20 protein-coding genes are annotated in these 25,300 nt (G+C 74.5%); 15 read left to right on the top strand and 5 right to left on the bottom strand.

Annotation, left to right across the window (positions count from 1 at the left end):
• The first annotated feature begins 15 nt into the window (after positions 1 to 15).
• The 5 genes from ACZ518_RS02670 (at position 16) to nudC (ending at position 10,675) form a co-directional block, all read left to right on the top strand.
• The gene (locus ACZ518_RS02670) at positions 16 to 363 is read left to right on the top strand and encodes an MGMT family protein (protein WP_469111199.1); all 348 of its coding nucleotides are present in this window, start codon (positions 16 to 18) and stop codon (positions 361 to 363) included.
• Between the two features lie 285 nt (positions 364 to 648).
• A complete protein-coding gene (locus tag ACZ518_RS02665) occupies positions 649 to 4,458 on the top strand; it encodes a UvrD-helicase domain-containing protein (protein WP_469111668.1) in 3,810 nt (1,269 codons plus the stop codon).
• A 43-nt stretch (positions 4,459 to 4,501) separates the two neighbouring features.
• The gene (locus tag ACZ518_RS02660) at positions 4,502 to 8,239 is read left to right on the top strand and encodes a UvrD-helicase domain-containing protein (protein WP_469111198.1); all 3,738 of its coding nucleotides are present in this window, start codon (positions 4,502 to 4,504) and stop codon (positions 8,237 to 8,239) included.
• A gap of 10 nt (positions 8,240 to 8,249) precedes the next feature.
• Positions 8,250 to 9,686, top strand: coding sequence for a dipeptidase (locus tag ACZ518_RS02655; RefSeq protein ID WP_469111197.1), 1,437 nt, complete (start codon positions 8,250 to 8,252; stop codon positions 9,684 to 9,686).
• 41 nt (positions 9,687 to 9,727) lie between these two features.
• Entirely contained in the window at positions 9,728 to 10,675 is a 948-nt protein-coding gene (gene nudC, locus ACZ518_RS02650) for an NAD(+) diphosphatase (RefSeq protein ID WP_469111196.1), read from the top strand.
• An 89-nt stretch (positions 10,676 to 10,764) separates the two neighbouring features.
• Here nudC and ACZ518_RS02645 read toward each other — a convergent pair whose 3' ends face one another.
• Positions 10,765 to 11,025, bottom strand: coding sequence for a mycoredoxin (locus tag ACZ518_RS02645; RefSeq protein ID WP_469111195.1), 261 nt, complete (start codon positions 11,023 to 11,025; stop codon positions 10,765 to 10,767).
• 255 nt (positions 11,026 to 11,280) lie between these two features.
• Here ACZ518_RS02645 and ACZ518_RS02640 point away from each other — a divergent pair, with 255 nt between their 5' ends.
• The 5 genes from ACZ518_RS02640 to ACZ518_RS02620 all read left to right on the top strand — a co-directional run bounded on the left by ACZ518_RS02640 (position 11,281) and on the right by ACZ518_RS02620 (position 15,218).
• Positions 11,281 to 13,458: an ATP-dependent DNA helicase UvrD2 gene (locus ACZ518_RS02640; protein WP_469111194.1), complete on the top strand. Its 2,178-nt coding sequence runs from the start codon at positions 11,281 to 11,283 to the stop codon at positions 13,456 to 13,458.
• A 165-nt stretch (positions 13,459 to 13,623) separates the two neighbouring features.
• Entirely contained in the window at positions 13,624 to 13,947 is a 324-nt protein-coding gene (locus tag ACZ518_RS02635) for a hypothetical protein (RefSeq protein WP_469111193.1), read from the top strand.
• Positions 13,948 to 14,132: 185 nt separating this feature from the next.
• Entirely contained in the window at positions 14,133 to 14,504 is a 372-nt protein-coding gene (locus tag ACZ518_RS02630; protein ID WP_007266407.1) for a WhiB family transcriptional regulator, read from the top strand.
• Positions 14,501 to 14,833, top strand: a complete 333-nt coding sequence (locus ACZ518_RS02625) for a hypothetical protein (protein ID WP_469111192.1) — start codon at positions 14,501 to 14,503, stop codon at positions 14,831 to 14,833. Before ACZ518_RS02630 ends, ACZ518_RS02625 begins: the two co-directional genes overlap by 4 nt.
• Positions 14,834 to 15,005: 172 nt before the next feature.
• Positions 15,006 to 15,218, top strand: coding sequence for a hypothetical protein (locus ACZ518_RS02620; RefSeq protein WP_469111191.1), 213 nt, complete (start codon positions 15,006 to 15,008; stop codon positions 15,216 to 15,218).
• A gap of 12 nt (positions 15,219 to 15,230) precedes the next feature.
• Here ACZ518_RS02620 and ACZ518_RS02615 read toward each other — a convergent pair whose 3' ends face one another.
• Positions 15,231 to 16,559 carry an ABC1 kinase family protein gene (locus ACZ518_RS02615; protein ID WP_469111190.1) on the bottom strand — a complete coding sequence of 443 codons (1,329 nt, stop codon included), beginning with the start codon at positions 16,557 to 16,559 and terminating at the stop codon, positions 15,231 to 15,233.
• A 136-nt stretch (positions 16,560 to 16,695) separates the two neighbouring features.
• Positions 16,696 to 17,823, bottom strand: coding sequence for a ThiF family adenylyltransferase (locus tag ACZ518_RS02610; protein WP_469111189.1), 1,128 nt, complete (start codon positions 17,821 to 17,823; stop codon positions 16,696 to 16,698).
• Positions 17,824 to 18,052: 229 nt separating this feature from the next.
• Between ACZ518_RS02610 and ACZ518_RS02605 the strand changes: the two genes are divergently transcribed.
• From ACZ518_RS02605 to ACZ518_RS02590, 4 genes are all read left to right on the top strand, one after another.
• Positions 18,053 to 18,592, top strand: coding sequence for a M48 metallopeptidase family protein (locus ACZ518_RS02605; protein WP_469111188.1), 540 nt, complete (start codon positions 18,053 to 18,055; stop codon positions 18,590 to 18,592).
• Between the two features lie 157 nt (positions 18,593 to 18,749).
• Complete coding sequence (locus ACZ518_RS02600; RefSeq protein WP_469111187.1) at positions 18,750 to 20,432, top strand: TerD family protein; 1,683 nt, start codon at positions 18,750 to 18,752, stop codon at positions 20,430 to 20,432.
• Positions 20,433 to 20,461: 29 nt separating this feature from the next.
• Positions 20,462 to 21,142 carry an AIM24 family protein gene (locus ACZ518_RS02595; RefSeq protein ID WP_385767817.1) on the top strand — a complete coding sequence of 227 codons (681 nt, stop codon included), beginning with the start codon at positions 20,462 to 20,464 and terminating at the stop codon, positions 21,140 to 21,142.
• 17 nt (positions 21,143 to 21,159) lie between these two features.
• Entirely contained in the window at positions 21,160 to 21,915 is a 756-nt protein-coding gene (locus tag ACZ518_RS02590) for an AIM24 family protein (RefSeq protein ID WP_469111186.1), read from the top strand.
• Positions 21,916 to 21,985: 70 nt separating this feature from the next.
• On the opposite strand, the gene ACZ518_RS02585 is transcribed toward ACZ518_RS02590, so the two are convergent.
• The gene (locus ACZ518_RS02585) at positions 21,986 to 22,528 is read right to left on the bottom strand and encodes an NUDIX hydrolase (RefSeq protein WP_469111185.1); all 543 of its coding nucleotides are present in this window, start codon (positions 22,526 to 22,528) and stop codon (positions 21,986 to 21,988) included.
• Positions 22,525 to 23,916 (bottom strand): zinc-dependent metalloprotease, encoded by a 1,392-nt coding sequence (locus ACZ518_RS02580; RefSeq protein ID WP_469111184.1) that lies wholly within the window; start codon positions 23,914 to 23,916, stop codon positions 22,525 to 22,527. The genes ACZ518_RS02585 and ACZ518_RS02580 overlap by 4 nt, the downstream gene beginning before the upstream one ends.
• Before the next feature lie 192 nt (positions 23,917 to 24,108).
• Here ACZ518_RS02580 and ACZ518_RS02575 point away from each other — a divergent pair, with 192 nt between their 5' ends.
• Positions 24,109 to 25,275 (top strand): SDR family oxidoreductase, encoded by a 1,167-nt coding sequence (locus ACZ518_RS02575; RefSeq protein WP_469111183.1) that lies wholly within the window; start codon positions 24,109 to 24,111, stop codon positions 25,273 to 25,275.
• Positions 25,276 to 25,300 lie beyond the last annotated feature (25 nt).

Raw genomic sequence — 25,300 nt, 5'->3', positions numbered from 1 at the left:
GGCACCATGTGCCGAATGAGCGAAGAGCTGCCCGCCTACGCGGAGCGGGTACTGGAGGTGGCCGAGCGGATTCCGCCCGGCCGGGTGATGACGTACGGGGACGTCGCCGAGTGGCTCGGCGAGGGAGGCCCGCGCCAAGTCGGGCGTGTCATGGCCCTGTACGGAGGAGCCGTGCCCTGGTGGCGCGTGGTGCGGGCGGACGGCGTACCCCTGCCCGGCAGCGAGCGGCGCGCCCTGGAGCACTACCGCACCGAGGGCACCCCGCTGCGCGAGACCCCCTCCGGCGAACCCCGGCTGGCCATGCGCAGGGCGCGCTGGGACGGGCGCGACGCGGGGGCCGGGGGCGACGAGGCTCACACCTGACAGCTTCCGGCATCCGAGACGCGGGCGGCGGGTCGAAGGCCCGTACGGAGGACGGCGCCGGAGCACTCCCGGGCGACTTCCGCACCCCGCGGGACGGACTGCGCCGGCCGGCGCGGTTGGCGTAGCGTTGCCTCTTCGGCGTACGCGGCCGCGGTCCTCCCGACCGGCGCGGCCGCCGGCCAGACCGCAGCAACCGCAGACCCACCAGGACCGGCACCCCACGTGATCACCTCTCCCCCCGGCCGCTCGGAGCGGCGTACGCGCACGGCTGACGCGTACCGCCTGGTGCGCACCGGGCCGGTCCAGGTGGCTCCCCCTGTCCTGGACGCAGCACAGCGGGCGGTGGTTGATCACACCCGCGGACCCCTCCTGGTTCTCGCCGGCCCCGGCACCGGCAAGACCACCACCCTCGTCGAGACCGCCGCCGCCCGGGTCGAGGCCGGCACCGACCCCGCCCGGATCCTCATCCTCACCTTCAGCCGGAAAGCCGCAGTGGAGCTGCGCGACCGCGCCGCCCTGCGGCTCGGCGGCGCCCGCGCCCCGCAGGCCACCACCTTCCACTCCTTCTGCTACGGCCTGGTCCGCGCCCACCAGGACCACGAGCTCTTCGCGGACCCGCTGCGGCTGCTGTCCGGCCCGGAGCAGGACGTGATGGTCCGCACCCTGCTGGAGGGCCAGCGGCGGCTGCGGTCCATCCGCTGGCCGGACGACCTGCGGGCCGCGCTGACCACGCGCGGGTTCGCCGACGAGGTCCGCGCCGTCCTGGCCCGCGCCCGCGAACTGGGCCTGGGCCCCGCATCCCTCGCCACCTTCGCCGAGCGCATCGGCCGCCCCGACTGGAAGGCGGCCGCGGCCTTCCTCTCCGAGTACCTCGACGTCCTCGACCTCCAGGGCTCCCTGGACTACGCGGAGCTCCTGCACCGCGCCGTCCTCCTGGCGGAGACCACCCCGTCGCTCTCGGCCACGTACGACGTGATCCTCGTGGACGAGTACCAGGACACCGACGCCTCCCAGCTGCGGCTGCTGCGCGCGCTGAACGGGCCGGCCGGGACGCTGGTGGCCTTCGGCGACCCCGACCAGTCGATCTACGCCTTCCGGGGCGCCGACATCAACAACGTCCTCGACTTCGAGTCGGCCTTCCCGGGCGCCGAGGTCCGGGCCCTGACGGTCGGCCGCCGCTCGGGCGCGAACCTGCTGGCCGCCACCCGCCTCCTCACCACCCGCATGCCGCTGCCGCGCCTGCCCGCGGCCGCCGTCCGGGCCCACCGGGACCTCGCGCCGGCCCGGGAGGGCGGCAGCGTGGAGGTCTACACGTACCCGACGGCCGGCGCCGAGCTGGACAACATCGCCGACATCCTGCGCCGCGCCCACCTGGAGGACGGCGTCCCCTGGCGGGACATGGCCGTCCTGGTCCGCGCGGGCGGCCGCACCCTCCCGGCGATGCGCCGCGCCCTCATCGCGGCGGGAGTCCCGGCGGAAACGGACGCCGCGTCCACCCCCCTCCGCCACGAACCCGCCGTCGCCCCCCTCCTGACAGCCCTCCGCCTCACGGCCACCGCCGCGGCCCTACCGGGCGCCGACGAGGAGGCCTCTGCCCAGCCGGACCCCACTGCCCTGCCGGGCGGGGACCGGGACGAGGCCGCCCAGCCGACCGCCACTGCCCTGCCGGGCGGGGACCGGGCCGGGGCCCTGCCGGAAGCTGCCCTGCCGGGCGGGGACCGGGCCGACTCTGCCCCGTCGGACGCGGCCGCCCTGCCGGCGCAGGCTGCCGCCCTGCTGGGCGAGGTGCCGGGCGCCGAACCGATTGCTGCCCGGCCGGACGCGGACCCCGGCGCGGCCGCCCTGTCGGGCGCGGCCGTATCCGCCGCCGCCCTCCCGGGCGTTGCCGCGGTGTCGGCCGCCCTGCCGGAGGCCGCCGGGTCGACAGGCTCCGAGGCGTCCGCTGCGGGCGCCGCAGGCGCCGGCGTGCGCGAGCTCGCTGGCGACTCTGGGGCGGGCGGGCGGGACTTCTCCCCGCGCGGCGGCGCCGAGACAGACGCAGAGTCCCTGCCCGGCCAGGCCGCGGAGGTAGCGCTGGGCGCCGCCGGCGCCGGGGTGCGCGAGCTTGCTCGTGACTTCGGGGCGGGTGGGCGGGATCTTCCCCCGGGGCACGGTACCGGGGCGGGATCCGGCGGTAGCGGGGACGTCCCCGCTACCGCCGGAGGCGAGGGGTGGGTCGGAGTCGAGGGGGCGACCGTGCTGCTCACCTCGCCGCTCGGCGGGATGGACGCCGCCGATCTGCGGCGGCTCGGGCGGGCGCTGCGGGACGAGGAGCGGGCCGCCGGCGTCGCCGTGCCCGCGCCCTCGGACGTGCTGCTGGCCCGCGCCCTCGCCGAGCCCGAGCGGCTCACCGCCCACGACCCCGCCTACGCCCGCGGCGCCCAGCGCCTCGGGCTGCTGCTGCGCAAGACCCGCGAGCTGCTCCAGGGCGGCGGCACCGCCGAAGAGGCCCTCTGGACCCTCTGGGACGGCACCCCCTGGCCGCAGCGCCTCGAACGCCAGGCCCGCCGCGGCGGCACCGGCGGACGCAACGCCGACCGCGACCTCGACGCGGTCTGCGCCCTCTTCGACAACGCCGCCCGCGCGGAGGAACGTACCGGCGGCCGCGGCGCGCTCAACTTCCTCGAACAGCTGGAAGCCGAGGACATCGCCGCCGACACCCTCACCGGCAAGGCGGTCCGCACCGACGCCGTACGCCTCATGACCGCCCACCGCTCCAAGGGCCTGGAGTGGGGCCTCGTCGTCGTCGCCGGGGTCCAGGAAGGGCTCTGGCCCGACCTGCGTCGCCGCGGCTCCCTCCTCGAAGCCGACCGCATCGGCCGCGACGGCCTCGCCGAACCCCTCACCCCCGGCGCCCTCCTCGCCGAGGAGCGGCGGCTCTTCTACGTCGCGGCCACCCGCGCCCGCCACCGCCTCGTCGTCACCGCCGTCAAGGCCCCCGCCGAGGACGGCGACCAGCCCTCCCGCTTCCTCACCGAACTCGGCGTCACCCCCAAGGACGTCACCGGCCGTCCCCGCCGCCCCCTCGCCGTCCCCGCGCTCGTCGCCGAGCTCCGCGCCACCACCGTCGACCCCGAGGCCTCGCCCGCCCTGCGCGACGCCGCCGCCCGGCGCCTGGCCCGCCTCGCCGCGCTCACCGACGACGAGGACCGCCCGCTCGTCCCCGCCGCGCACCCGCAGCGCTGGTGGGGCCTGTACGAGCCCACCGCCTCCGCCGTGCCGCTGCGCGACCGCGACCGGCCCGTCACCCTCTCCGGCAGCGCCCTGGACCAGCTCGCCAACACCTGCTCCCTCCAGTGGTTCCTGGGCCGCGAGGTCAAGGCCGACACGCCCTCCACCGCCGCCCAGGGCTTCGGCAACGTCGTCCACGTCCTCGCCGACGAGGTCGCCTCCGGCCGCACCCCCGCCGACCTGGCCGTCCTCATGGAACGCCTCGACTCCGTCTGGGACGCCCTCGCCTTCGACGCCCCCTGGAAGTCCCGCCAGGAGAAGGACAACGCCCGCGCCGCCCTGGAACGCTTCCTGCGCTGGCACACCACTGACCGCGGCGGCCGCTCCGCCGTCGCCACCGAGCACGACTTCGACGTCACGCTCGACGCCGGCGAGTACGCCGTACGGATCCGCGGCTCCATGGACCGCGTCGAGACCGACCCGCAGGGCCGCGCGTACGTCGTCGACTTCAAGACCGGCAAGGGCGCACCCACCAAGGACGAGGTCGCCCGCCACCCGCAGCTCGCCGTCTACCAGCTCGCCGTCCGCGAGGGCGCCGTCGACGAGGTCTTCGACGGCCGCCGCCCCGAACCCGGCGGCGCCGAACTCGTCCAGCTGCGCCAGGGCGCGGCCAAGCGCGACGGCGGCGACGAGGTCCCGAAGATCCAGGCGCAGGAACCGCTGTCCGGCGGCGGCTCCGGCGAATGGGTCGGCGACCTGCTGGCCACCGCCGCCGGCCGGGTCCTCGACGAACGCTTCGCCCCCGCCACCGGCGAACACTGCGCCCGCTGCACCTTCCGCAGCGCGTGCAGCGCCCGGCCCGAGGGCCGCCAGACCGTGGAATGAGACGCGGTCCGGGAGTGTCGGCGGCTCCGGCTAGCCTTTTGAGGTGACCGCGTACGTGTCCGGGCGCGCCCCCGTCCTCGACGATCCCGAGCAGCTCAAGGAGCTCCTCGGGATCCCGTTCACGCCCGAACAGCTGGCCTGCGTCACCGCCCCCGCCGCCCCCCAGGTGATCGTCGCGGGGGCCGGCTCCGGCAAGACCACCGTCATGGCCGCCCGCGTGGTCTGGCTGGTCGGCACCGGCACGGTCGCCCCCGAACAGGTCCTCGGCCTGACCTTCACCAACAAGGCCGCCGGCGAGCTCGCCGAGCGCGTCCGTACGGCCCTCGCCCGGGCCGGCGCCACCGACCCCGATCCTTCCCCGGCCGACGTCGAGGCCGGGGCGGCCGGCGGCGAGCCGCGCATCTCCACGTACCACGCCTTCGCCGGGCAGCTCCTCAAGGACCACGGCCTGCGCATCGGCCTGGAGCCCAGCGCCCGCCTCCTCGCCGACGCCACGCGCTTCCAGCTGGCCGCGAAGGTGCTCCGCGAGGCCCCCGGCCCCTACCCCTCGCTCACCAAGTCCGTCCCCGACCTGGTCAGCGACCTCCTCGCGCTCGACGGGGAACTCTCCGAGCACCTCGTCGAGCCGGACGCGCTGCGCGCGTACGACACCGGGCTCCTCGGCGTCCTCGCGGACACCAAGCTCACCAACGACGACCTGCGCAAGGTCCCCGAGGCGGTACGCGGCCGCCTGGAGCTGCTGGAACTGGTCTCCCGCTACCGCGCCGCCAAACGCTCCCGCGACCTCTTCGACTTCGGCGACCAGATCGCCCTGTCCGCGCGGCTCGCCACCACCCGCCCGGAGGTCGGCGCCCTGCTCCGCGAGGAGTTCCGGGTGGTCCTCCTCGACGAGTACCAGGACACCTCCGTCGCCCAGCGGCTGCTGCTCTCCGGCCTGTTCGGCGCAGGCACCGGGCACGCCGTGACCGCCGTCGGCGACCCCTGCCAGGCCATCTACGGCTGGCGCGGCGCGTCCGTCGCCAACCTCGACGACTTCCCCGAGCACTTCCCGCACGCCGACGGCAGCCCCGCGGCCCGGCTCTCCCTCAGCGAGAACCGGCGCAGCGGCGGCCGCCTCCTCGACCTGGCCAACGGCCTCGCCGCCCCGCTGCGCGCCATGCACGAGGGCGTCGAGGCGCTGCGCCCCGCCCCGGGCGCCGAGCGCGACGGCGTGGTCCGCTGCGCCCTGCTGAACACCCACGCCGAGGAGCTGGAGTGGCTCGGCGACTCCGTCGCGCACCTGGTCCGCACGGGCAGGGAGCCCGGCGAGATCGCGGTCCTGTGCCGATCGGCCGCCGACTTCGCGCAGATCCAGGCGGTCCTGGTCGCCCGGGACGTCCCGGTGGAGGTCGTCGGCCTCTCCGGGCTGCTCCACCTCCCGGAGGTGGCCGACCTGGTCTCCGTCTGCGAGGTGCTCCAGGACCCCGGGGCCAACGCCGCCCTGGTCCGCCTCCTCATCGGCCCCCGCTGGCGGATCGGCGCCCGCGACCTGGCCCTGCTCGGCCGGCTGGCCCGGCAGCTGGTCGCCCGCCCCGACGCCGCCGCCGGGCCCGACGGCCGGCTCGCGGCGGCGGTCGAGGGCGTCGACCCTGCCGAGGTCGTCTCCCTGGCCGACGCGCTGGAAACCTTCCTGGACGGCTCGGCCCCCGAGGACCTGCCCTTCTCGGCCGCCGCCCGGGTCCGCTTCGCGCACCTCGCCCAGGAGCTCCGCGACCTGCGCCGTTCGCTCTCCGACCCCCTGATGGACGTCCTGCACCGCGTCCTGGCCACGACGGGCCTCGACGTGGAGCTGTCGGCCTCCCCGCACGCCCTGGCGGCCCGGCGGCGCGAGACGCTGTCCGGCTTCCTGGACGTCGCGGCGGGCTTCGCCGCCCTGGACGGGGAGGCGACCCTCCTCGCCTTCCTGGGCTTCCTGCGCACGGCCGCGCAGTACGAGAAGGGCCTCGACCAGGCGCTGCCGGGCGGGGAGAACACCGTCAAGGTGCTGACCGCCCACAAGTCCAAGGGCCTGGAGTGGGACGTGGTGGTCGTCCCCGACCTGTGCGCGGGCTCCTTCCCCAAGGAGAAGGCCCCCGAGGCCTGGACCTCGTACCCGAAGGTCCTTCCCTACGCCCTGCGCGGCGACGCCGACACCCTCCCGGCCGCCCCGGCGTGGACCTCGGCGGGCCTGAAGTCCTTCAAGGCGGCCCTGAAGACCCACAAGGAGACGGAAGAGCTCCGCCTCGGCTACGTGACCTTCACCCGCCCCCGCTCCCTGCTGCTGGCCTCCGGCCACTGGTGGGGCCCGACCCAGAAGCGCCGCCGGGGCCCCTCGTCCTTCCTGACGGCCCTCCACGACCACTGCGCGGCCGGCTTCGGCGAGATCGAGGCCTGGGCGGACGAACCGGCCCCCGACGCCGAGAACCCGGCCCTGGCCGCCGAGGCCGCCCCGGACCACTCCTGGCCCCTGCCCCTGGACCCGGCCTCCCTGAACCTCCGCCGCCAGGCGGCCGCCCTGGTCGAATCCCACCTGGCCGCCCCGGGGACCCCGCCCCCGTCCGACGACCCCTACCTCTGGCCCCCCGACTGCGAGGACCCGTCGTACGACGAGGAACCCGCCGGGGACGACCCGTGGCACGCAGCCGGTGCTCCCGGGGACGACCTGTGGGACGCAGCCGGTGCTCCGGGGGACGACCCGTGGGACGCAGCCGGTGTTCCCGGGGACGACCCGTGGGCGGGCGGAGCCGTGCCCGCGCGGCCGGACGCGGCCGGGAACCGGGCCCACGGGGTCCGGGGCGCAGCCCCGGTTTCGGGAAGGGGCGGGGTGGGGGACGAGCACCTCCGGCCCGGGTCCGCCGACCCCGCCGCAGACGACCCGTGGGCGGGAGAGACCGTACGGCCCGCCGCCGGCGCCCCGGCCGAGGACCCGGACGACCTCTGGGCCGGTGAAGCCGCCTCCCCCGGGCCCGGGCCCGGCAGCCTGCGTGTCCCCGGACCGGAACGCACGGCGCGGCCGGCGCGGCCGGAGGCGGCCGGCCTGACCCCCGAGGAGGCCCGGGTGGTGGCTTCCTGGGACCGGGACCTCGACGCCCTGGAGGGCGAGCTCCGCCGCGCCCGCGCAGCCGTGCGGGACGTCGAGCTGCCCTCCGCCCTGTCCGCGAGCCAGCTCCTGCGGCTCGCCGCCGACGAGCAGGGCTTCGTACGCGATCTCGCCCGCCCCATGCCCAAGCCGCCGCAGCCCGCGGCGCGCCAGGGCACCCGTTTCCACGCCTGGGTGGAGTCCCGCTTCGACGAGCTGCCCCTGCCGCTCCTCGACGACCTCCTCGACCCCGCCGCCGACCTCCCCGGCTCCGACCAGGAGGTCGCCGACGAGGCCGACCTCGCCGCCCTCAAGGCCGCCTTCGAGCGCAGCGAGTACGCCGAGCGCACCCCGTACCGGATGGAGGCCCCGGTCCAGCTGACCCTCGCCGGCCGGGTGATCCGCGGCCGGATCGACGCCGTGTACCGCGACCCCGACGGCTCGTACGAGGTGGTGGACTGGAAGACCGGCCGCACCACCCAGGCCGACCCCCTCCAGCTCGCCGTGTACCGGCTGGCCTGGGCGGAAGCCACCGGAACCCCCCTCGACCGCGTTTCCGCCGCCTTCCTCCACGTCCGCAGCGGCCGCGTGATCCGCCCCCGGGACCTGCCCGGACGGGAGCGTCTTGAGCGGATCCTCCAAGGCAAATCGGGCACGGACGGCGCCCACCGGGCGGACGGTTAGGCTCGTGGCCATGAGCGAAGCCCCGGACAGCGTCGTCCGCACGTACATCGACACCCACCGCGCAGCCTTCCTCGACGACCTCGCCGAGTGGCTGCGCATCCCCTCCGTCTCGGCCCAGCCCGAGCACGCGGGCGACGTACGCCGCAGCGCCGACTGGCTCGCCGCGAAGCTCAAGGAGACCGGCTTCCCCGTCGCCGAGGTCTGGGAGACCGCCGAGGGCAGCGGCGCGCCCGCCGTGTTCGCGCACTGGCCGGCCGCCGACCCGGCCGCCCCCACCGTCCTCGTCTACGGGCACCACGACGTGCAGCCCGCCGCCCTCGCCGACGGCTGGCACACCGAGCCGTTCGAGCCGGTCGTCAAGGACGGCCGGATGTACGGGCGCGGCGCCGCCGACGACAAGGGCCAGGTGTTCTTCCACACCCTCGGCCTGCGCGCCCACCTCGCCGCGACCGGCGCCGGGGCCCCCGCCGTGCACCTCAAGCTCCTCATCGAGGGCGAGGAGGAGTCCGGCTCCCCGAACTTCCGCGACCTCGTCGAGGAGCGCGCCGCCGAGCTCGCCGCCGACGTCGTGATCGTCTCCGACACCGGCATGTGGTCCGAGACCACCCCGACCGTCTGCACCGGCATGCGCGGCGTCGCCGACTGCGAGATCGAGTTCCACGGGCCCGACCAGGACATCCACTCGGGCGCCTTCGGCGGGGCCGTGCCCAACCCGGCCACCGTCGCCGCCCGCGTCGTCGCGGCCCTGCACGACGAGGACGGGCGGGTCACGATCCCCGGCTTCTACGACAACATCGCCGAGCTGACCGACGCCGAGCGCCGCCTGATCGCCGAGCTGCCCTTCGACGAGAAGGAGTGGCTGCGCACGGCCAAGTCGTACGCGGCCGCCGGCGAGGCCGGCTACTCCACGCTGGAGCGCGTCTGGGCCCGCCCGACCGCCGAGGTCAACGGCATCGGCGGCGGCTACCAGGGCCCCGGCGGCAAGACCATCGTGCCCGCCTCCGCCCAGCTGAAGCTGTCGTTCCGCCTGGTCTCGGGGCAGGACCCGCACGAGGTCGAGGCCGCCGTCCGGGAGTGGGTCGCGGCCCGCGTCCCGGACGGGATCCGGCACTCCATCGTCTTCGGCGCCCCCACCCGCCCCTGCCTGACCCCGCTGGACCACCCCGCGCTGCAGTCCGTGGTCCGCGCCATGGGCCGTGCCTTCGGGCAGCAGGTCCGCTTCACCCGCGAGGGCGGCTCGGGCCCGGCGGCCGACCTCCAGGACGTGCTGGGCGCGCCGGTGCTGTTCCTGGGGATCTCCGTACCCTCCGACGGCTGGCACGCGCCCAACGAGAAGGTCGAGCTCGACCTGCTCCTCAAGGGCGTGGAGACCACCGCCTACCTGTGGGGCGACCTCGCCGGGAACTGGTCGCCGGAGCCCGCCGCCCCCGCCGCCACCACCGTCTGAAGCACGTTCCGTACGCCTGCCTTGTCCCACCACCGGGGGAGTTGGAAGTACCAGTGAGCACCCACACCGAGCGGCCCCTTTCGCTCACCGCGCCCAGCGGTATCGACCGCGCCGCGCACCACCGTCTCGACGAGGCGTGGCTCGCCGCCGCCTGGAGCCACCCGACGACCCGCGTCTTCGTCGTCTCCGGCGGCCAGGTGCTGATCGACGACACCCCCGACGGCGGCACGGGCATCGTGATGACCCCCGCCTTCGAGGCCCCGGTCACCGAGACGCACCGGTACTTCCTGGGCACGGACGAGGACGGCGTACGGTACTTCGCGCTGCAGAAGGACTCCCTGCCGGGCCGCATGGACCAGTCGGCCCGCCCGGCCGGGCTGCGCGAGGCCGGGCTGCTGCTGAACCCGCGCGACGCCGGGCTGATGGTGCACGCGGTGGCCCTGGAGAACTGGCAGCGCATGCACCGCTTCTGTTCCCGCTGCGGCGAGCGCACCGTCGTCGCGGCGGCCGGCCACATCCGCCGCTGCCCGGGCTGCGGCGCCGAGCACTACCCGCGCACCGACCCGGCGGTGATCATGCTGGTCACCGACGAGCAGGACCGGGCGCTGCTGGGCCGCCAGGTGCACTGGCCGGAGGGCCGCTTCTCGACGCTGGCGGGCTTCGTGGAGCCGGGCGAGTCGATAGAGCAGTCCGTGGTCCGCGAGGTGTGGGAGGAGGCGGGGGTGCGGATCGGCGAGGTCGAGTACGTCGCCAGCCAGCCCTGGCCGTTCCCGTACAGCCTGATGCTGGGCTTCAACGCCCGCGCGGTCAGCTCGGAGATCACGGTCGACGGCGAGGAGATCCAGGAGGCCCGCTGGTTCTCCCGCGAGGACTACCGCGCCGCGATCGAGGCCGGCGAGGTCCTGCCCCCGTCGGGCATCTCCATCGCGGCCCGCCTGGTCGAGCTCTGGTACGGGCAGCCGCTGCCCAAGGAGCCGTCGGCCGTCTGAGCCCCGGGTACCCCGGTACCCCCCGGTCCCCCCGCCGTGGACGCGGAACGGCCCCCGCCGCGGCGGGGGCCGTTCCGGGAGCGGGCGGGTCAGACGGCGAGGGCCTGCTTGACCTGGGCCAGGCTCGGGTTCGTCATCACGGACTCGCTGCCGGCGGCGGACTTCACGAGCACGGTCGGGACCGTCTGGTTGCCGTTGTTGGCCTTCTCGACGAACGCCGCGGACGCCGGGTCGAGCTCGATGTTGATCTCGTTGTACGCGATGCCCTCCCGGTCCAGCTGGGTCTTCAGCCGACGGCAGTAGCCGCACCAGGTGGTGCTGTACATCGTGACGGTGCCCGTGTCCTGCATGCTCGCTCCTCTGTGAGGTCTCGGTGGATCGCGGTGCCGGTTGATGATCCGAGGAGTCGAACGTCCCGCCCCGCCGGGCCATTCCCGCCGGGCCGCCCGGTGTGACCGATCCGACTGCCGGCCGCCCCGCTCCCGGGGCACCCCCGGCCCGCCCTTGCGGCACCTGCTGATCCACCGGTCCGGCCGGTGTGACGGATCCCGCGGGCCTGTGGACAAGTTTCCCGTCCGGCCCACCGGACCTGGCAGCATGGCGGGGTGACAGCAGCAACGCACTCCTCATCCGTACCGGCCGGCGGCGGCGCGCCCGACGTCGACGCCGACGCCGTGCTCCAGGGCCTCGACCCGGAGCAGCGCGAGGTCGCCACGACCCTGCGCGGGCCGGTGTGCGTGCTGGCGGGCGCCGGTACCGGCAAGACCCGCGCGATCACCCACCGCATCGCCTACGGAGTCCGCTCGGGCCAGCTCATGCCGGCCAGCGTGCTCGCCGTCACCTTCACCAACCGCGCCGCCGGCGAGATGCGCGGCCGGCTCCGCGCCCTCGGCGCGGGCGGGGTCCAGGCCCGCACCTTCCACTCCGCGGCCCTGCGCCAGCTCCAGTACTTCTGGCCCCGGGCGATCGGCGGGGAGGTGCCCCGGCTCCTGGAGCGCAAGATCCAGTTCGTGGCCGAGGCCGGCGCGCGCTGCCGCGTGCGCCTCGACCGCAACGAGCTGCGCGACGTCACCGGCGAGATCGAGTGGGCCAAGGTCACCCAGACCGTCCCCGCCGACTACCCGGCCGCCGCCCTCAAGGCCGGCCGCGAGGCCCCCCGCGACATGGCCGAGATCGCCCAGATCTACGGCACGTACGAGCAGCTCAAGCGCGACCGCGGCATGATCGACTTCGAGGACGTGCTGCTCCTCACCGTCGGCATCCTCCAGGACCGCCACGACATCGCCGAGCAGATCCGCACCCAGTACCAGCACTTCGTGGTGGACGAGTACCAGGACGTCAGCCCGCTCCAGCAGCGCCTGCTGGAGCTGTGGCTCGGCGACCGCGACAGCCTCTGCGTCGTCGGCGACGCCAGCCAGACGATCTACTCCTTCACCGGCGCCACCCCCGACCACCTGCTGAACTTCCGCACCCGCTACCCGCAGGCCACCGTGGTCAAGCTGGTCCGCGACTACCGCTCCACCCCCCAGGTGGTCCACCTCGCCAACGGCCTGCTGAACCAGGCCCGGGGCCGGGCCGCCGAACACCGGCTGGAGCTGGTCTCCCAGCGCGAGACCGGCCCGGACCCCGTCTACGCCGAGTACCCCGACGAGCCCGCCGAGGCCGAGGGCGTGGCCCGCCGGGTCCGCGACCTGATCGCGGCCGGTGTCCCGGCCGGCGAGATCGCCGTGCTCTACCGCATCAACGCCCAGTCCGAGGTCTACGAGCAGGCCCTCGCCGACGCCGGCGTCCCGTACCAGTTGCGCGGCGCGGAGCGCTTCTTCGAGCGCGCCGAGGTGCAGAAGGCGGTCCTCGCGCTGCGCGGAGCCGCCCGCTCCGCGGGCAACGACCCGCTGCTCGACGACGTCGTCGAGCTCGGCGCCCAGGTCCGGGCCGTGCTCAGCTCCACCGGCTGGACCGCCGAGCCGCCGGCCGGCTCCGGCGCCGTGCGCGACCGGTGGGAATCGCTGGCCGCGCTGGTCCGCCTCGCCGAGGACTTCGCCCGCGCCCGTCCCGGCGCGGGGCTGGCCGAGCTCACCGTCGAACTGGACGAGCGCAGGGCCGCGCAGCACGCGCCGACGGTCCAGGGCGTCACCCTCGCCTCGCTGCACGCCGCGAAGGGTCTGGAGTGGGACGCCGTGTTCCTGGTCGGCCTCACCGACGGCATGATGCCGATCACATACGCCAAGACCGACGAGCAGGTCGAGGAGGAGCGCCGGCTGCTCTACGTCGGCGTCACCCGGGCACGGCTGCACCTGACCCTCTCCTGGGCCCTCTCCCGGGCTCCGGGCGGCCGGGCCTCCCGCCGCCCCAGCCGCTTCCTGAACGGGCTGCGGCCGGGCTCCGCGGCCCCCGCGGGCCGGCCGGGCGTCCCGGCCGAGGGCGCGCCGCGCAAGCGGAGCCGCCGCGGGCCCGTGCTGTGCCGGGTCTGCGGCCGGACCCTGACCGAGGCCGGGGACATCAAGCTGATGCGCTGCAGCGACTGCCCCTCGGACATGGACGAGGGCCTCTACGAGCGGCTGCGCGAGTGGCGCGCCGGGCAGTCGAAGCTCCAGGGACTGCCCGCATACTGCGTGTTCACGGACAAAACCCTCATGGCGATCGCCGAGGCCGCGCCGTCCGAGCCGGGAGAGCTCTCGATGATCTCCGGCGTGGGCGGCCGCAAGCTCGACCGGTACGGGGCCGACGTCCTGGCCATCTGTACTGGTCAGGGGACTGACGGTGAGGATTCTGACGACGCGTAGAAACTCGTCGGAAAAATAGTTTGCACATGCCCGGCGAAGCCCCATAGGTTCTTAGCAACGGAAACGGTGGCTTCTCCGAAGCTCCGGATCCGTGCTGTACTTATCCGAATACATGGGACAGGCCCCCGGGCCGAGTCCCCGAGACGCCGAGAGGAGGCGAGACCAGTGACCAGCTTCATGACCTTCACCAAAATGACCGATCACTCGGTCGACGCTTCCTGCCTGCTCGGTTCCGTCTCCCTCATGGGCACCGGTCTGTCCGCGATTTCCGCTGACAGCCCCGCCCTGCTGGCGACCCTTCCGGTCAGCGAGCGCAATGAGCGACCGACCAAGGCACTGGTGGCAGTAGCGGAAGCCCGGCAGGCGCATGGCGCCTATGGCTTCGCGGCCGCAGCCGGTGCCGGATCCAAGACGCAGCAGACGCAGACCAAGCAGCACCACCTGATGTGGGCCTTCCGCGGGCTCGAACCCTGGAGTGATCCAGCCTGATCGCATGATCAGGCCGGCGCCTTCAGGGCCGCGGAACCCCACCCGGGATCCGCGGCCCTTCTGTTTGTCCCCGAACGGGGATGGCGGAGCGAAGGGGCCTCGGGACTGGCAAGACCAGGTACCACAGCCGCCACCCGGCCGACCGGCCGGAACGACTAGCCGAACAAGACGAGGAAGAAAACACCGTGCAACTCGAAGCGCACGCCCCGTCCGTACCGCAGACCCAAACGATCTCCCCGCCCGCAGTCCCGGAGGACCACGCCTTGACCCCCCTCACCGCGCTCACCGCGCTCGACGACGCCATCGAGAACCTCGGCGTCCCCGTACCGTGCCGGACCTTCGACCCCGAGGTCTTCTTCGCCGAGTCCCCGGCGGACGTCGAGTACGCCAAGTCCCTCTGCGGCACCTGCCCGCTGGTCGAGGCCTGCCTCGCCGGCGCCAAGGAGCGCCGCGAGCCCTGGGGCGTCTGGGGCGGAGAGCTCTTCGTCCAGGGCGTGGTCGTGGCCCGCAAGCGGCCCCGTGGCCGTCCGCGCAAGAACCCGGTTGCAGCGGCATGACCGCCATCGGAACCATCGACCGCCCCCTCACGCACGACCCGTTGAAGCAGGCCCCCATGTCCCCCTACGCCCCCACGAGCGAGCAGCCGCACGGCTCCGCCACCGCAGACTTCATCACCGCAGGCGCGATCACCTCGCGTCAGAACAGGACCCGCGAAATGCAACTCATCCCAGAAGCCATGGCCCGTGCCCATATGGACGACCGCATGCGCGAGGTGGACGCCGAGCGTCACGCCCTGCGCCTGGTCGCCGCGCGGCGCATGCAGCGAAAGGCCGAGCGCGTCTCCATGCGCGCCCGGCGCGCGCTGGCCATGGCCGTCATGCACTGAGCACGCGACGGGCCCCGACAGGGCTCGGCAGCGGCTTGAAAGCGACGTGAACGCCGCCGGAGCCGGCTGAACACAGCCGGCGAGGGCAGCACCGGGGGGACCGGTCCGAACGGACCGGTCCCCCCGGTGCGTTGCGGGGCCCCGCGCGGGCCGGCGGGGATATCGTCTGGTGGTGGACCAGCCGACCCCCCAACCCACCCCGCCGGGGCCCGAGGCCCAGGCCGTCGTCTGCGCGCGCTGCGGTGCCCGCCCCCCGGAAGGCGCCCCGCCGCCGCCCACCTGGACGTGTTCGGTGGAGAACGGGACCAGACAGTACTTCTGCGTCGACTGCGCGCGCGCCAACCTCCGCGCGATCGAGGGCCGGCTCGACTCCTCCTGGTGGTGAGGCCCGCGCGGGTCAGTCCTCGGGCAGGAACCCCGGCAGCCACGACTCCAGTTCGTCGCGCAGCCGCACCGTCGCGCCCAGCTGGCACAGGACGCCGATGGTGCTCAGCGTCACCCGGTGGATCAGCAGGTAGGACGGCGGCAGGTTGATCTGCCGCCCCAACTGGTGGGCGGGGGAGCGGGGATCGGCGATCCGTGCCGCCTGCCCGCGCAGCCACGGCCGGGTGAAGGTGAACTCGTCGGCCTCGGCGGGCTCGATGATGGGCTTCAGATAGTCCAGCACCGCGTCCGGGTCGAGTTCGACGCTCTCCCTGACGAACCCCTCGGCGCACAGGTGCCCGTAGACCCCCTCGGCGTCGCCGTCCAGGGTCATCCGCAGCGACCGGCCGATGGGCTTGGGCCAGCCGCCCGGCAGCCGGTCCACCGTGCCGAAGTCCAGTACGCCCAGCCGCATCCGGCCGTCCGCCCCCGAGATGAGCCGGAAGTTGCCCGGGTGCGGATCGGCGTGCAGCAGACCGGTCCGCGCGGGCCCGGAGAAGAGGAACCGGGCCAGCAGCTGTCCGGCGCGGTCGCGCTCCTCCCGCGTCCCGTCGGCGATCACCTCGGAGAGCGGGGTGCCCTCCATCCACTCGGTCACCAGCACCTGGTCACCCTGGTGCACGACGTCCGGGACGACCACGTCCTCGTCGGCGTCGAAGGCGTCGGCGTGGGTGCGCTGCGCCTCGGCCTCCAGCTCGTAGTCCAGCTCCTCCGCGACCCGGTCGCGCAACTCGGTGATCAGCGGCTTGAGGTCCATGCCCGGGACCAGCGGCCCCAGCAGCCCCGCGAACCGGCCCAGCTGCTTGAGGTCCGACAGCAGCGCCTCCCCGGCCCCCGGGTACTGGACCTTGACCGCCACCTGCCGCCCGTCGTGCCACACCGCCCGGTGCACCTGCCCGATCGAGGCGGCCGCGGCCGGCTTGTCCTCGAACTCCTCGAACAGCTCCCGCCAGTCCTCGCCGAGACGCTCCGCCAGCACCTCGTGCACCCGCGCCGCCGGCAGCGGCGGGGCCGCCTCCTGGAGCTTCGTCAGTGCCGCCCGGTAGGGGCCGGCGACCTCCTCGGGAAGCGCGGACTCGAACACCGAGAGGGCCTGCCCGAACTTCATCGCGCCGCCCTTCAGCTCCCCGAGCGTGCGGAACAGCTGTTCGGCCGTGCGCTGCTGGAGTTCGCGGGCCACGATCTCGGCCGACTTGCCGCCGATCCGCTTGCCCAGCCCCCAGGTGGCCCGGCCCGCGATGCCGAGTGGTAGCGCGGCCAGCTTGACGGTGCGCGTGACCGCCTTCCGGGGAAGATCAGACATGAGCCCCTCCAGTTTCCGGACTGCTGTGCCGCGAGCGGCGGTTCGGGACGCGGCGCGGCCCCCGTCGCATCCTGCCATGGCACCCCGACCCCCCGGACCGGGGCACCCGGCCCGGCTCCGGCGGGAGTCCGGCGGCTCACGACCGCACCGCCCCGGAGCCGGCCGCCGCGTCCGCGGCCGTTCCCGGGTCCGCGGCCGCGCAGGGGCAGTCCGGATGCGGGTGCAGCGCGGTGTGCTGCCAGTGCAGCCCGGGCAGGGCGGCCTCCCACCGGGCCGCCGTCGAAGCGGGCAGCTGCCCGTCGAGGAAGGCCAGGGCGTGCGCCGCGGCGAGGCCGGCCACCGCCGTGGACAGCCCCAGGTCGCAGGCCCCCGGCCCGCGGCGGCGGTGCGCCGAGCGCCACTGGACCAGCATGCGGGGCCAGGCCGGATCCCGGTCGACGCGGTCGCGCTCCATGCACCCCGCGCACGCCGTGGACCCGGGCAGCACCAGGGGCCCGACCAGCCCCGTCCCCTCCAGCACCCCCGCGTACAGGTGCGGGGTGCCCGTCGCCACCCAGTCGGCGGCCGTCGCCGGATCGGGGGCCCACGCCTGGAGGCCGTCCCGGGGTGCGAGGACCACCAGGGCCGGCTCCGGCCCCGGCCCACCGGGATCCCCCGCGCCCGGAGCCCGCCCCGGCGCCGCCTCCCGCACCAGCGCCCCCGCGGCCTCCGCCCGCGGCCGGCCCACGCTCCCCGGATCCAGCCCGCCCGGAGCCACGTCGGCCGCCTCCACCCGGCCCCCGTCCAGCACATCGACCCGGCCCACCCCGGCCCCCGCCAGCACGGCGGCGATCACCGCCCCCACCCGCCCGCTCCCGCGCACCTGGACCCGTAACGCCCTGCGCGCCGCGACACCGCGCAGGTCACCGCCCGGCTCCCGGTGCACCAGCGAGAGCGAGCCCAGGTCGGGCCCCAGCCGCTCCAGCACCTCCGGCCTTCTCCGCACGGCCTGCGCCCGCGGCCCCCCGGCGGTGAGGTCGTCGAGCAGCCCGGCCCCGGCGAGGTGCCGGACCAGCCCGTCCACCTGCCCCTCCGGCAGCCCCATCCCGGCGCCCTCGGCCCGCAGCAGCTCCATGCCCCGCGTCCCGTCGATCCGGTCGATGAGCGACCCCGTCGCCGTGTCCAGCGGTCCGAGCACCACCGCGTGGGCGGGCGTCACCCCGAACTGGACCGTCTGCAGGTCCCGCCACGCCCTCGCCAGTGCCGGCTTCACCTTCGGATACATCACGGCCTCCCCGTCCACGACTTCGTCTTCCGCGTTTCTGCGTTTCCGCGTTTCTGCGTTTCCGCCACGATGCCCGGCCGCCTGGCCGCGTGCGCGGATTTGTCCACAGGCAAGGGGTATTGGGCATATGAGATGAACGGCGGGGGTCCGTGACACCACGGCGAACCGATCACGTCCCGAACCCCGGACGCGCGGGACTTCCGCCACGGCTACCGGGTACCGTCGAGGCGTGCCAGCCGACCCGCCACAGCGCGCCGTCGAAGTACGCCGGAGCGCGCGCCGCCGCAGGACCGTGTCCGCCTACCGCGAGGGCGAGCGGACCGTCGTCCTGATCCCCGCCCGGATGTCCGAGGCCGAGGAACGGCGCTGGGTGGGCGTCATGCTCGACAAGCTCGCCGCGCAGGAGGGCAAGCGCACCCTCGGCGACGCGGAACTGATCGCGCGCGCCGAGCGTCTGTCCGAGCAGTACTTCGGCGGGCGCGCGCGTCCGCTCTCGGTCCGCTGGGTCACCAACCAGAACACCCGGTGGGGCTCCTGCACCCCCGCGGAGGGCAGCATCCGGCTGTCCCACCGCATCCAGGGAATGCCGGAGTACGTCGTCGACTACGTGCTGCTGCACGAGCTGGCGCACCTCCTGGTGCCCGGCCACGGCCCCCGTTTCTGGGAGCTGCTGGAGGCCTATCCGAAGACCGAGCGGGCCCGCGGGTTCCTCGAAGGAGTGGCCGCGGCGGAGCGCATGCCCCGGGTCCCGGCCGCCCGCGGGGAGTGACCCTCCGTCACGGAAGGCGGACGCGCACCGGGCCGGAACCGGGCCGGAACCGGGTCGGTACCGGGTCGGTGCCGACTTGGCCGGATGTCGGCAGGAGCCGTTAGCCTGAGCGGCACATATCGAGCAGTCGAAGTCGGGATGGGGGACGGTCGGACACATGGCCAGGGAATTCCAACGCGGCCACAAGGCCAAGATCAGTGATCTGACGGCGGGCACCGATCTGTACGTGGGCGTTCAGATCGCCGGGCCCGGGCTCACCTTCGACATCAGCTGCTTCGGCCTCGACGCCGACGAGCGGCTGTCGGACGACCGCTACTTCGTCTTCTACAACCAGCCGAAGTCGCCCGAGGAGTCGATCCAGCAGCTCGGCCCGCAGGCCGGGGACACCGAGTCGTTCCGGGTGACCCTCGACCACGTGCCCGCGTCCATCCACAAGCTGTCCTTCAGCGCCACCCTCGACGGCGCCGGCCAGATGTCGCAGATCGGCCCCGGCTACATCCGGATCGTCGCCGGCGGCGAGGAAGTCGTCCGGTACTCCTTCACCGGCTCCGAGTTCAGCACCGAACGCGCCCTGATGATCGGCGACTTCTACCGCAAGGACGTGTGGCGCTTCGCCGCCGTCGGCCAGGGCTTCGACGGCGGCCTCGCCGCGCTGCTGGAGCACTTCGGCGGCGAGGTCGCCGAGGACGAGCCGCAGCCCGAGCCCCAGGCCCCGGCCCAGCCGCAGGCCGCCGCGCCCTCGTTCGCGCCGCCCCCGCAGGCCGCCGCCCCGGCCCCGTCCTTCGGCGCCCCGGTCCAGCAGCAGCCGCCCGCCCCGGCGCCCGCCCCCGCGCCGTACGCCCCGCCGCAGCAGCAGCCCCCGGCCCCGCAGCCCCCGGCGCCCGCGCCCGTGCACTCGGCCCCGACCATGGTCGCCCCGCTCGGCGCGCCCGCGCCCGCGGCCCCGTACGGCCAGCCGCCCCACCCGCCGCAGCAGCCCGGCCCGCCCTCGTACGGCCAGCAGCCGCAGCACTCCTACGGCGCCCAGGTCCCGCCGCCGGCCCCGGCCCCCGCGCCCTACGGCCAGCAGCCGCAGCCCTCGTACGGCCAGGTCCCCGGCCAGCCGCCCGCCCCGCAGGCCCCCTACGGCCAGCAGCCCCCGGCCCCCTACGGCCAGGCCCCGCAGGCCGCCGCGCCCGGCGCCGGCCTCGCCGCCGCCCTCCAGCCGTACAAGGAGGCCCCCACCGGCGCCCGCTGGACCCCGCAGAACCAGCAGCTCATGCGGGTCGACCTCGCGATGGGCGGCCAGGCCGTCCTCGCCCGCCAGGGCAGCATGGTCCTGTATCAGGGCAAGGTCGACTTCAGCTACAAGGGCGCCGGCTTCGCCGGCCGCATCGTCGGCAACGCCACCGGCCAGGAAATGCAGCTGATGCGCTGCACCGGCCGCGGCCAGGTCTTCCTCGCCGAGAACGGCGCCCACCTGCACGCCATCGAGCTCCAGGGCGACGGCATCTGCGTCTCCGCCGAGAGCGTCCTCGCCTTCGACGAGTCCCTCCAGCACGAGGTACGCCGCATCGAGGGCCACGGCATCCCCGGCGGCGCCCTGTTCACGATGCTGTTCCAGGGCTCCGGCACCGTCATCGTCAAGACGCACGGCGTGCCCGTCGTCCTGCCGGTCACCCCCACCACCTTCGCCGACAGCAACGCCATCGTCGCCTGGTCGGCCGCCTCACAGGTGATCATTTCCAGCCAGGTCCGGCTGCGCCGCAACGCCTACCCGGGCCACAGCGGGGAGACCGTGAACCTCCAGTTCCGCGGCGCCCCCGGCAACTTCATCGTCGTCCAGCCGTACGAGGTCTGAGGGAGCCCCACATGAACGCCATGAACGCAATGAACCAGCAGCTCGCGGGCTACGCCCCGACGCCCGTCACGGCCCGTATGGAGAACCACGGCCGGGCCATGCTCAAGGTCGCCATGCAGAGCGGCCAGGACCTCTTCGCCCGCACCGGATCGATGGTCGCCTACGAGGGCTTCGTCCAGTACGAGCCCAACCCGCCCGCCGTCCGTCAGATGGCCTCCCAGTGGCTGACCGGCGAGGGCGCGCCCCTGATGAAGTGCACCGGCGACGGCCTGCTCTACCTCGCCGACTACGGCGCGGACGTCGTCTGCATCAACCTCAACAACGACGCCCTCTCCGTCAACGGCACCAACCTCCTCGCCTTCGACGCCCACCTCCAGTGGGGCGTGGAGCGGGTCAAGGGCATGGCGAAGTTTGCCGGCCAGGGCCTGTTCAACGTCCAGGTCGCCGGCACCGGCTGGGTCGCGATCACCTCCCGCGGCACCCCGATCGTGGTCGACTGCGGCCGCGGCGAGGACGAGACGTACGTGGACCCGGACGCGCTCGTCGCCTGGTCCCCGAACCTCAAGGTCAAGGGGAAGCGCAGCTTCAAGGCCTCGTCGATGATCGGCCGGGGCAGCGGGGAGGCCTACCAGATGGCCTTCTCCGGTCAGGGCATCGTCGTCGTACAGCCCAGCGAGGACAGCACCGACCGGCTCCGGACCCGGGGCTGAGGGGGAGCGGACACATCATGCAGAGCTCACTTTTCGGCCACGCCGAGCAGCAGTCCCAGGACCGCTACACCGTCCAGAACCCCCAGCTCCTGAGGGTCACCCTGACCGGCTCCGACGACATCCTCGCCCGCAAGGGCTCGATGGTCGCCTATCAGGGGATCGTCGACTTCGACGGCGAGTACCAGAGCAACAACCAGCGGGGCGCCCGCCGCCGCACCGGCGAGGGCCTGGACCTGATGCGCTGCTCCGGCCAGGGCACCGTCTACTTCGCCAACCTCGCCCAGTACGTCCACGTCGTCGACGTGGACCACGACGGCCTCACCGTCGACAGCAGCTACGTCCTCGCCATGGACTCCACCCTGCACTCCGAGGTCATCGCCGTCGACAGCCAGTACGGGATCTCCGGCTCGGGCAAGTACCAGCTCAACATCTCCGGCCGCGGCAAGGTCGCCCTCATGACCTCCGGCCAGCCGCTGATGATGCAGGTCACCCCCGACAAGTACGTCAACGCCGACGCCGACGCCATCGTCGCCTGGTCCACCTCGCTGCGCGTGCAGATGCAGGCCCAGACGCACTCCACCGGCGTGTGGCGGCGCCGCGGCAACACCGGCGAGGGCTGGGAGCTCAGCTTCCTCGGCACCGGCTTCGCCCTGGTGCAGCCCAGCGAGGTGCTGCCGCCGCAGAACGCCCAGCTCGGACAGGGCATCGCCGCCCAGTACGGCATGGGCCAGCAGGGCGCGCACGCCCAGAACCAGAACAACGCCTGGAACTGACCCGCACCGGGACCGGACCGGCACACGGGGAAGGGGCGGACCCGCACGGGCCCGCCCCTTCCCCGCCGCGTCACGCGCCCAGCCGCGCCCGGGTGGCCTCCAGCAGCCGCACCACCGAGGCATCGGCGACCGCCGGCACCTCCGCGTACGGGAACCAGCGCAGGTCCAGCGACTCGTCGCTGATCTCCGCCTCGGCGCCGTCCGGGGCCAGCACCGCGTACTGCACGTCCAGGTGCCAGTTGCACGGCGCGGGGATCGGATGCCGGTCCAGGCGCACGGGCCCGCCCGCCACCAGCGTCAGCCCCGAGCCGATGCCCGACTCCTCGACGGCCTCGCGCATCGCCGCCCCGGCGAGGGTGGTGTCCCCGGGCTCGCAGTGCCCGCCCATCTGGAGCCACATGCCGAGCTTCTTGTGCAGGGTCAGCAGCACCCGGCCGCCGACCGGGTCGATCACCAGCGCGCTGCCCGTGACGTGCCCGGCCGTGCAGGGCTTGTAGACCCCCTCCGGGTGGGCGGCCAGGTGCTCCAGGTAGACCCCGCGCAGCTCGTCCTGCTCGGCGTCCGGGCCCTCGTACTCCTTCAGGACCCGGACCGCGTCGTCGTACAGGCTCACTTCTTGTCGTCGCCCTCTTCGTCACGCTGCTGGGCGGCCTCGCCGAGCATCTTGTCGATCTCGGAGAAGTCCAGCTGCTCGCGGTGCACGAACCCGTCCGGGTCGTCCAGGTCGGAAGCCGTCGGCAGCATGTCCGGGTGCTCCCAGAGCCCGTCGCGGCCGTCCACGCCGCGCGCGTCGGTGAGCGAGGCCCACAGCCGCGAGGCGTCCCGCAGCCGCCGCGGACGCAGCTCCAGCCCGATCAGCGTCGCGAAGGTCTGCTCCGCCGGACCGCCCGAGGCACGCCGCCGGCGCATGGTCTCGCGCATCGCGTCCGCCGACGTCAGACGGGGCTTCGCCGCCTCGTGCACGACCGCGTCCACCCAGCCCTCGACCAGCGCGAGCGCCGTCTCCAGGCGGGCCAGGGCGGCCTTCTGCTCCGGGGTGTCCTGCGGCTGGAACATACCGCCCTGCAGCGCCTCCTGGAGCTGCTCCGGGTTCGACGGGTCGAGCTGGCCGACCACGTCCTCCAGCTTCGAGGTGTCCACCTTGATGCCCCGCGCGTAGCCCTCGACCGCACCGAACAGGTGCGACCGCAGCCACGGCACGTGCGCGAACAGGCGGGCGTGCGCCGCCTCCCGCAGCGCCAGGTACAGCCGCACCTCGTCCGACGGAACGCTCAGGTCCTTGCCGAAGGCCTCGATGTTCAGCGGCAGCAGTGCCGCCCGCCCGGCCGGGCCCAGCGGCAGCCCGATGTCCGTCGAGCCGACGACCTCGCCCGCGAGCGTGCCCACGGCCTGGCCGATCTGCTGGCCGAACATGGCCCCGCCCATGGAGCGCATCATCCCGAGCAGCGGGCCCGCCATGGCCTGCATCTCCTCGGGCAGCACGCTGCCCATGGCCGCGCCGACGCGCTCGGCGACCGGGTCCACGAGCTCCTTCCACACCGGGAGGGTCGCCTCCACCCACTCGGCGCGGCTCCACGCGACGGCCGCGTTGGCACCCGACGGCAGGGAGGTGACGCCGTCGAGCCACAGGTCGGCCAGACGCACGGCCTCCTCGACCGCGGACTTCTCCGCGACGCCGACGCTCGTGTCCTTGACCCCGTCCGCGGTGCCCTGCGCGACGGTCTGGCGGGCGATGTCCTTGGCCATGTCCCAGTTCACGGGACCGCCCTCGTAGCTCAGCATCTGGCCGAGCTGCTGGAAGGCGGCACCGAGGTCGTTCGGGTTCATCGAGCCGAACATCGCGGCGAACGGGTTCTCCGCACCGCCGGGGAAGCCGCCGGGAAGGCTGCCCGGGTCGAACCCGAACGGATTGCCGGGACCTCCCTGGCCGCCCTTCTTGCCTTTGTCGCCGTCCTCCGGCTCCTCCGGCGGAAGGCCGAATCCGAATGGGGTGTCGCTCACGGGTTTCCTCGGCTCGTAGGGCCGCCGGCGGGAGCCGACGGGCGATGGTCCGACAACACCACCCAGCCTAGACACCACTCCCGCTTCCGGGCTCGGTGCTCCGCCGGGTCCTGGGCTGCGGCAGGATGGACATCACCTGGTGGGTACGCGTCACAGCGCGCCCCCACTGAAGACAACCGCTGGAGACGCCCGGTGAGTTCCCCAGATCCGCAGGCTCGCGCGCCGCACGACGCCGAAAACCGCCCTGAGCACGACGACAGCGCGTCCGGCGTTCGCCAGCCGCGAAACCAGGCCGGTCCGCGCCGGCCCAGCCCCGTGATCGCGGTGACCGGAGCCGCCTCGGGCGTCGGCGCCGCCCTGGTCAGCCGCCTCGCCGAATCCGACGAGGTCAAGCAGGTCGTGGCCATCGACGAGCGGCGCGGGGACTGCGCCGCCGCCCAGTGGCACATCCTGGACGTACGGGACCCCGCGATCGCCGAGAAGCTGCGCGGCGCGGACGTCGTCGTCCACCTCGCGCTGGACCTCGACCTGGAGACCGACCCGGCCGCGCGTACCGCGTACAACGTGCGCGGCACCCAGACCGTGCTGACCGCCGCCGCGGCGGCCGGCGTGCACCGGGTCGTGCTGTGCACCTCGGCGATGGTCTACGGGGCCCTGCCGGACAACGACATCCCGCTCTCGGAGGACTCCGAGCTGCGCGCCACCGCCGAGGCCACCGGCGTCGGCGACCTGCTGGAGATCGAGCGCCTGGGCCGCCGCGCCCCCCGCGCCCACCCCGGCCTGAACGTGACCGTCGTCCGCCCGGCGGTCCTGGTCGGCGGCACGGACACCGCCCTGACCCGGTACTTCGAGTCCCCGCGCCTGCTCGTCGTCGCCGGATCCCGGCCCACCTGGCAGTTCTGCCACGTCGAGGACCTGGTCAGCGCCCTGGAGTACGCCGCCCTGGAGAAGGCCGAGGGCGAGCTCGCCGTCGGCTGCGAGGGCTGGCTGGAGCAGGAGGAGGTCGAGGAGCTCAGCGGGATCCGCCGCATGGAGCTGCCCTCCGCCGTCGCGCTCGGCGCCGCGGCCCGGCTGCACCGGATCGGCCTGACCCCGTCCCCGGCCGGGGACCTCGCGTACACCATGCACCCGTGGGTGGTCAGCGTCAGCGGGCTGCACGCGGCGGGCTGGCGGCCCCGCTGGACCAACGAGGAGGTGCTGGCCGAGCTGCTCCAGGAGGTCGCGGGCCGGCACACCGTCGCCGGCCGGCGCCTCGGCCGCAAGGACGCCGCCACCGCCGCCGGTGCCGCCGGTGCGACGGTCGCCCTGCTCGGCGCGGCCGCCGCCGTACGCCGCGCCCGGCGCCGCCGCGGGCTCTGACCTGCGGGACACGGCCCCGGACCGG

It is taken from the genome of Streptomyces sp. NPDC033966 (genome assembly GCF_055575955.1).
Note: the sequence above shows the minus strand (reverse complement) of the source record. Positions and strands in the feature narration are given on the sequence as shown.

Bases quoted from the DNA above. Each gene is read 5' to 3' on its own strand.
- ACZ518_RS02655 (WP_469111197.1), top strand. From the start codon at position 8,250: ATGAGCGAAGCCCCGGACAGCGTCGTCCGCACGTACATCGACACCCAC.
- ACZ518_RS02625 (WP_469111192.1), top strand. From the start codon at position 14,501: ATGACCGCCATCGGAACCATCGACCGCCCCCTCACGCACGACCCGTTG.
- ACZ518_RS02610 (WP_469111189.1), bottom strand. From the start codon at position 17,823: ATGTATCCGAAGGTGAAGCCGGCACTGGCGAGGGCGTGGCGGGACCTG.
- ACZ518_RS02595 (WP_385767817.1), top strand. From the start codon at position 20,462: ATGAACCAGCAGCTCGCGGGCTACGCCCCGACGCCCGTCACGGCCCGT.
- ACZ518_RS02600 (WP_469111187.1), top strand. From the start codon at position 18,750: ATGGCCAGGGAATTCCAACGCGGCCACAAGGCCAAGATCAGTGATCTG.
- ACZ518_RS02615 (WP_469111190.1), bottom strand. From the start codon at position 16,559: ATGTCTGATCTTCCCCGGAAGGCGGTCACGCGCACCGTCAAGCTGGCC.
- ACZ518_RS02645 (WP_469111195.1), bottom strand. From the start codon at position 11,025: ATGCAGGACACGGGCACCGTCACGATGTACAGCACCACCTGGTGCGGC.
- ACZ518_RS02670 (WP_469111199.1), top strand. From the start codon at position 16: ATGAGCGAAGAGCTGCCCGCCTACGCGGAGCGGGTACTGGAGGTGGCC.
- ACZ518_RS02590 (WP_469111186.1), top strand. From the start codon at position 21,160: ATGCAGAGCTCACTTTTCGGCCACGCCGAGCAGCAGTCCCAGGACCGC.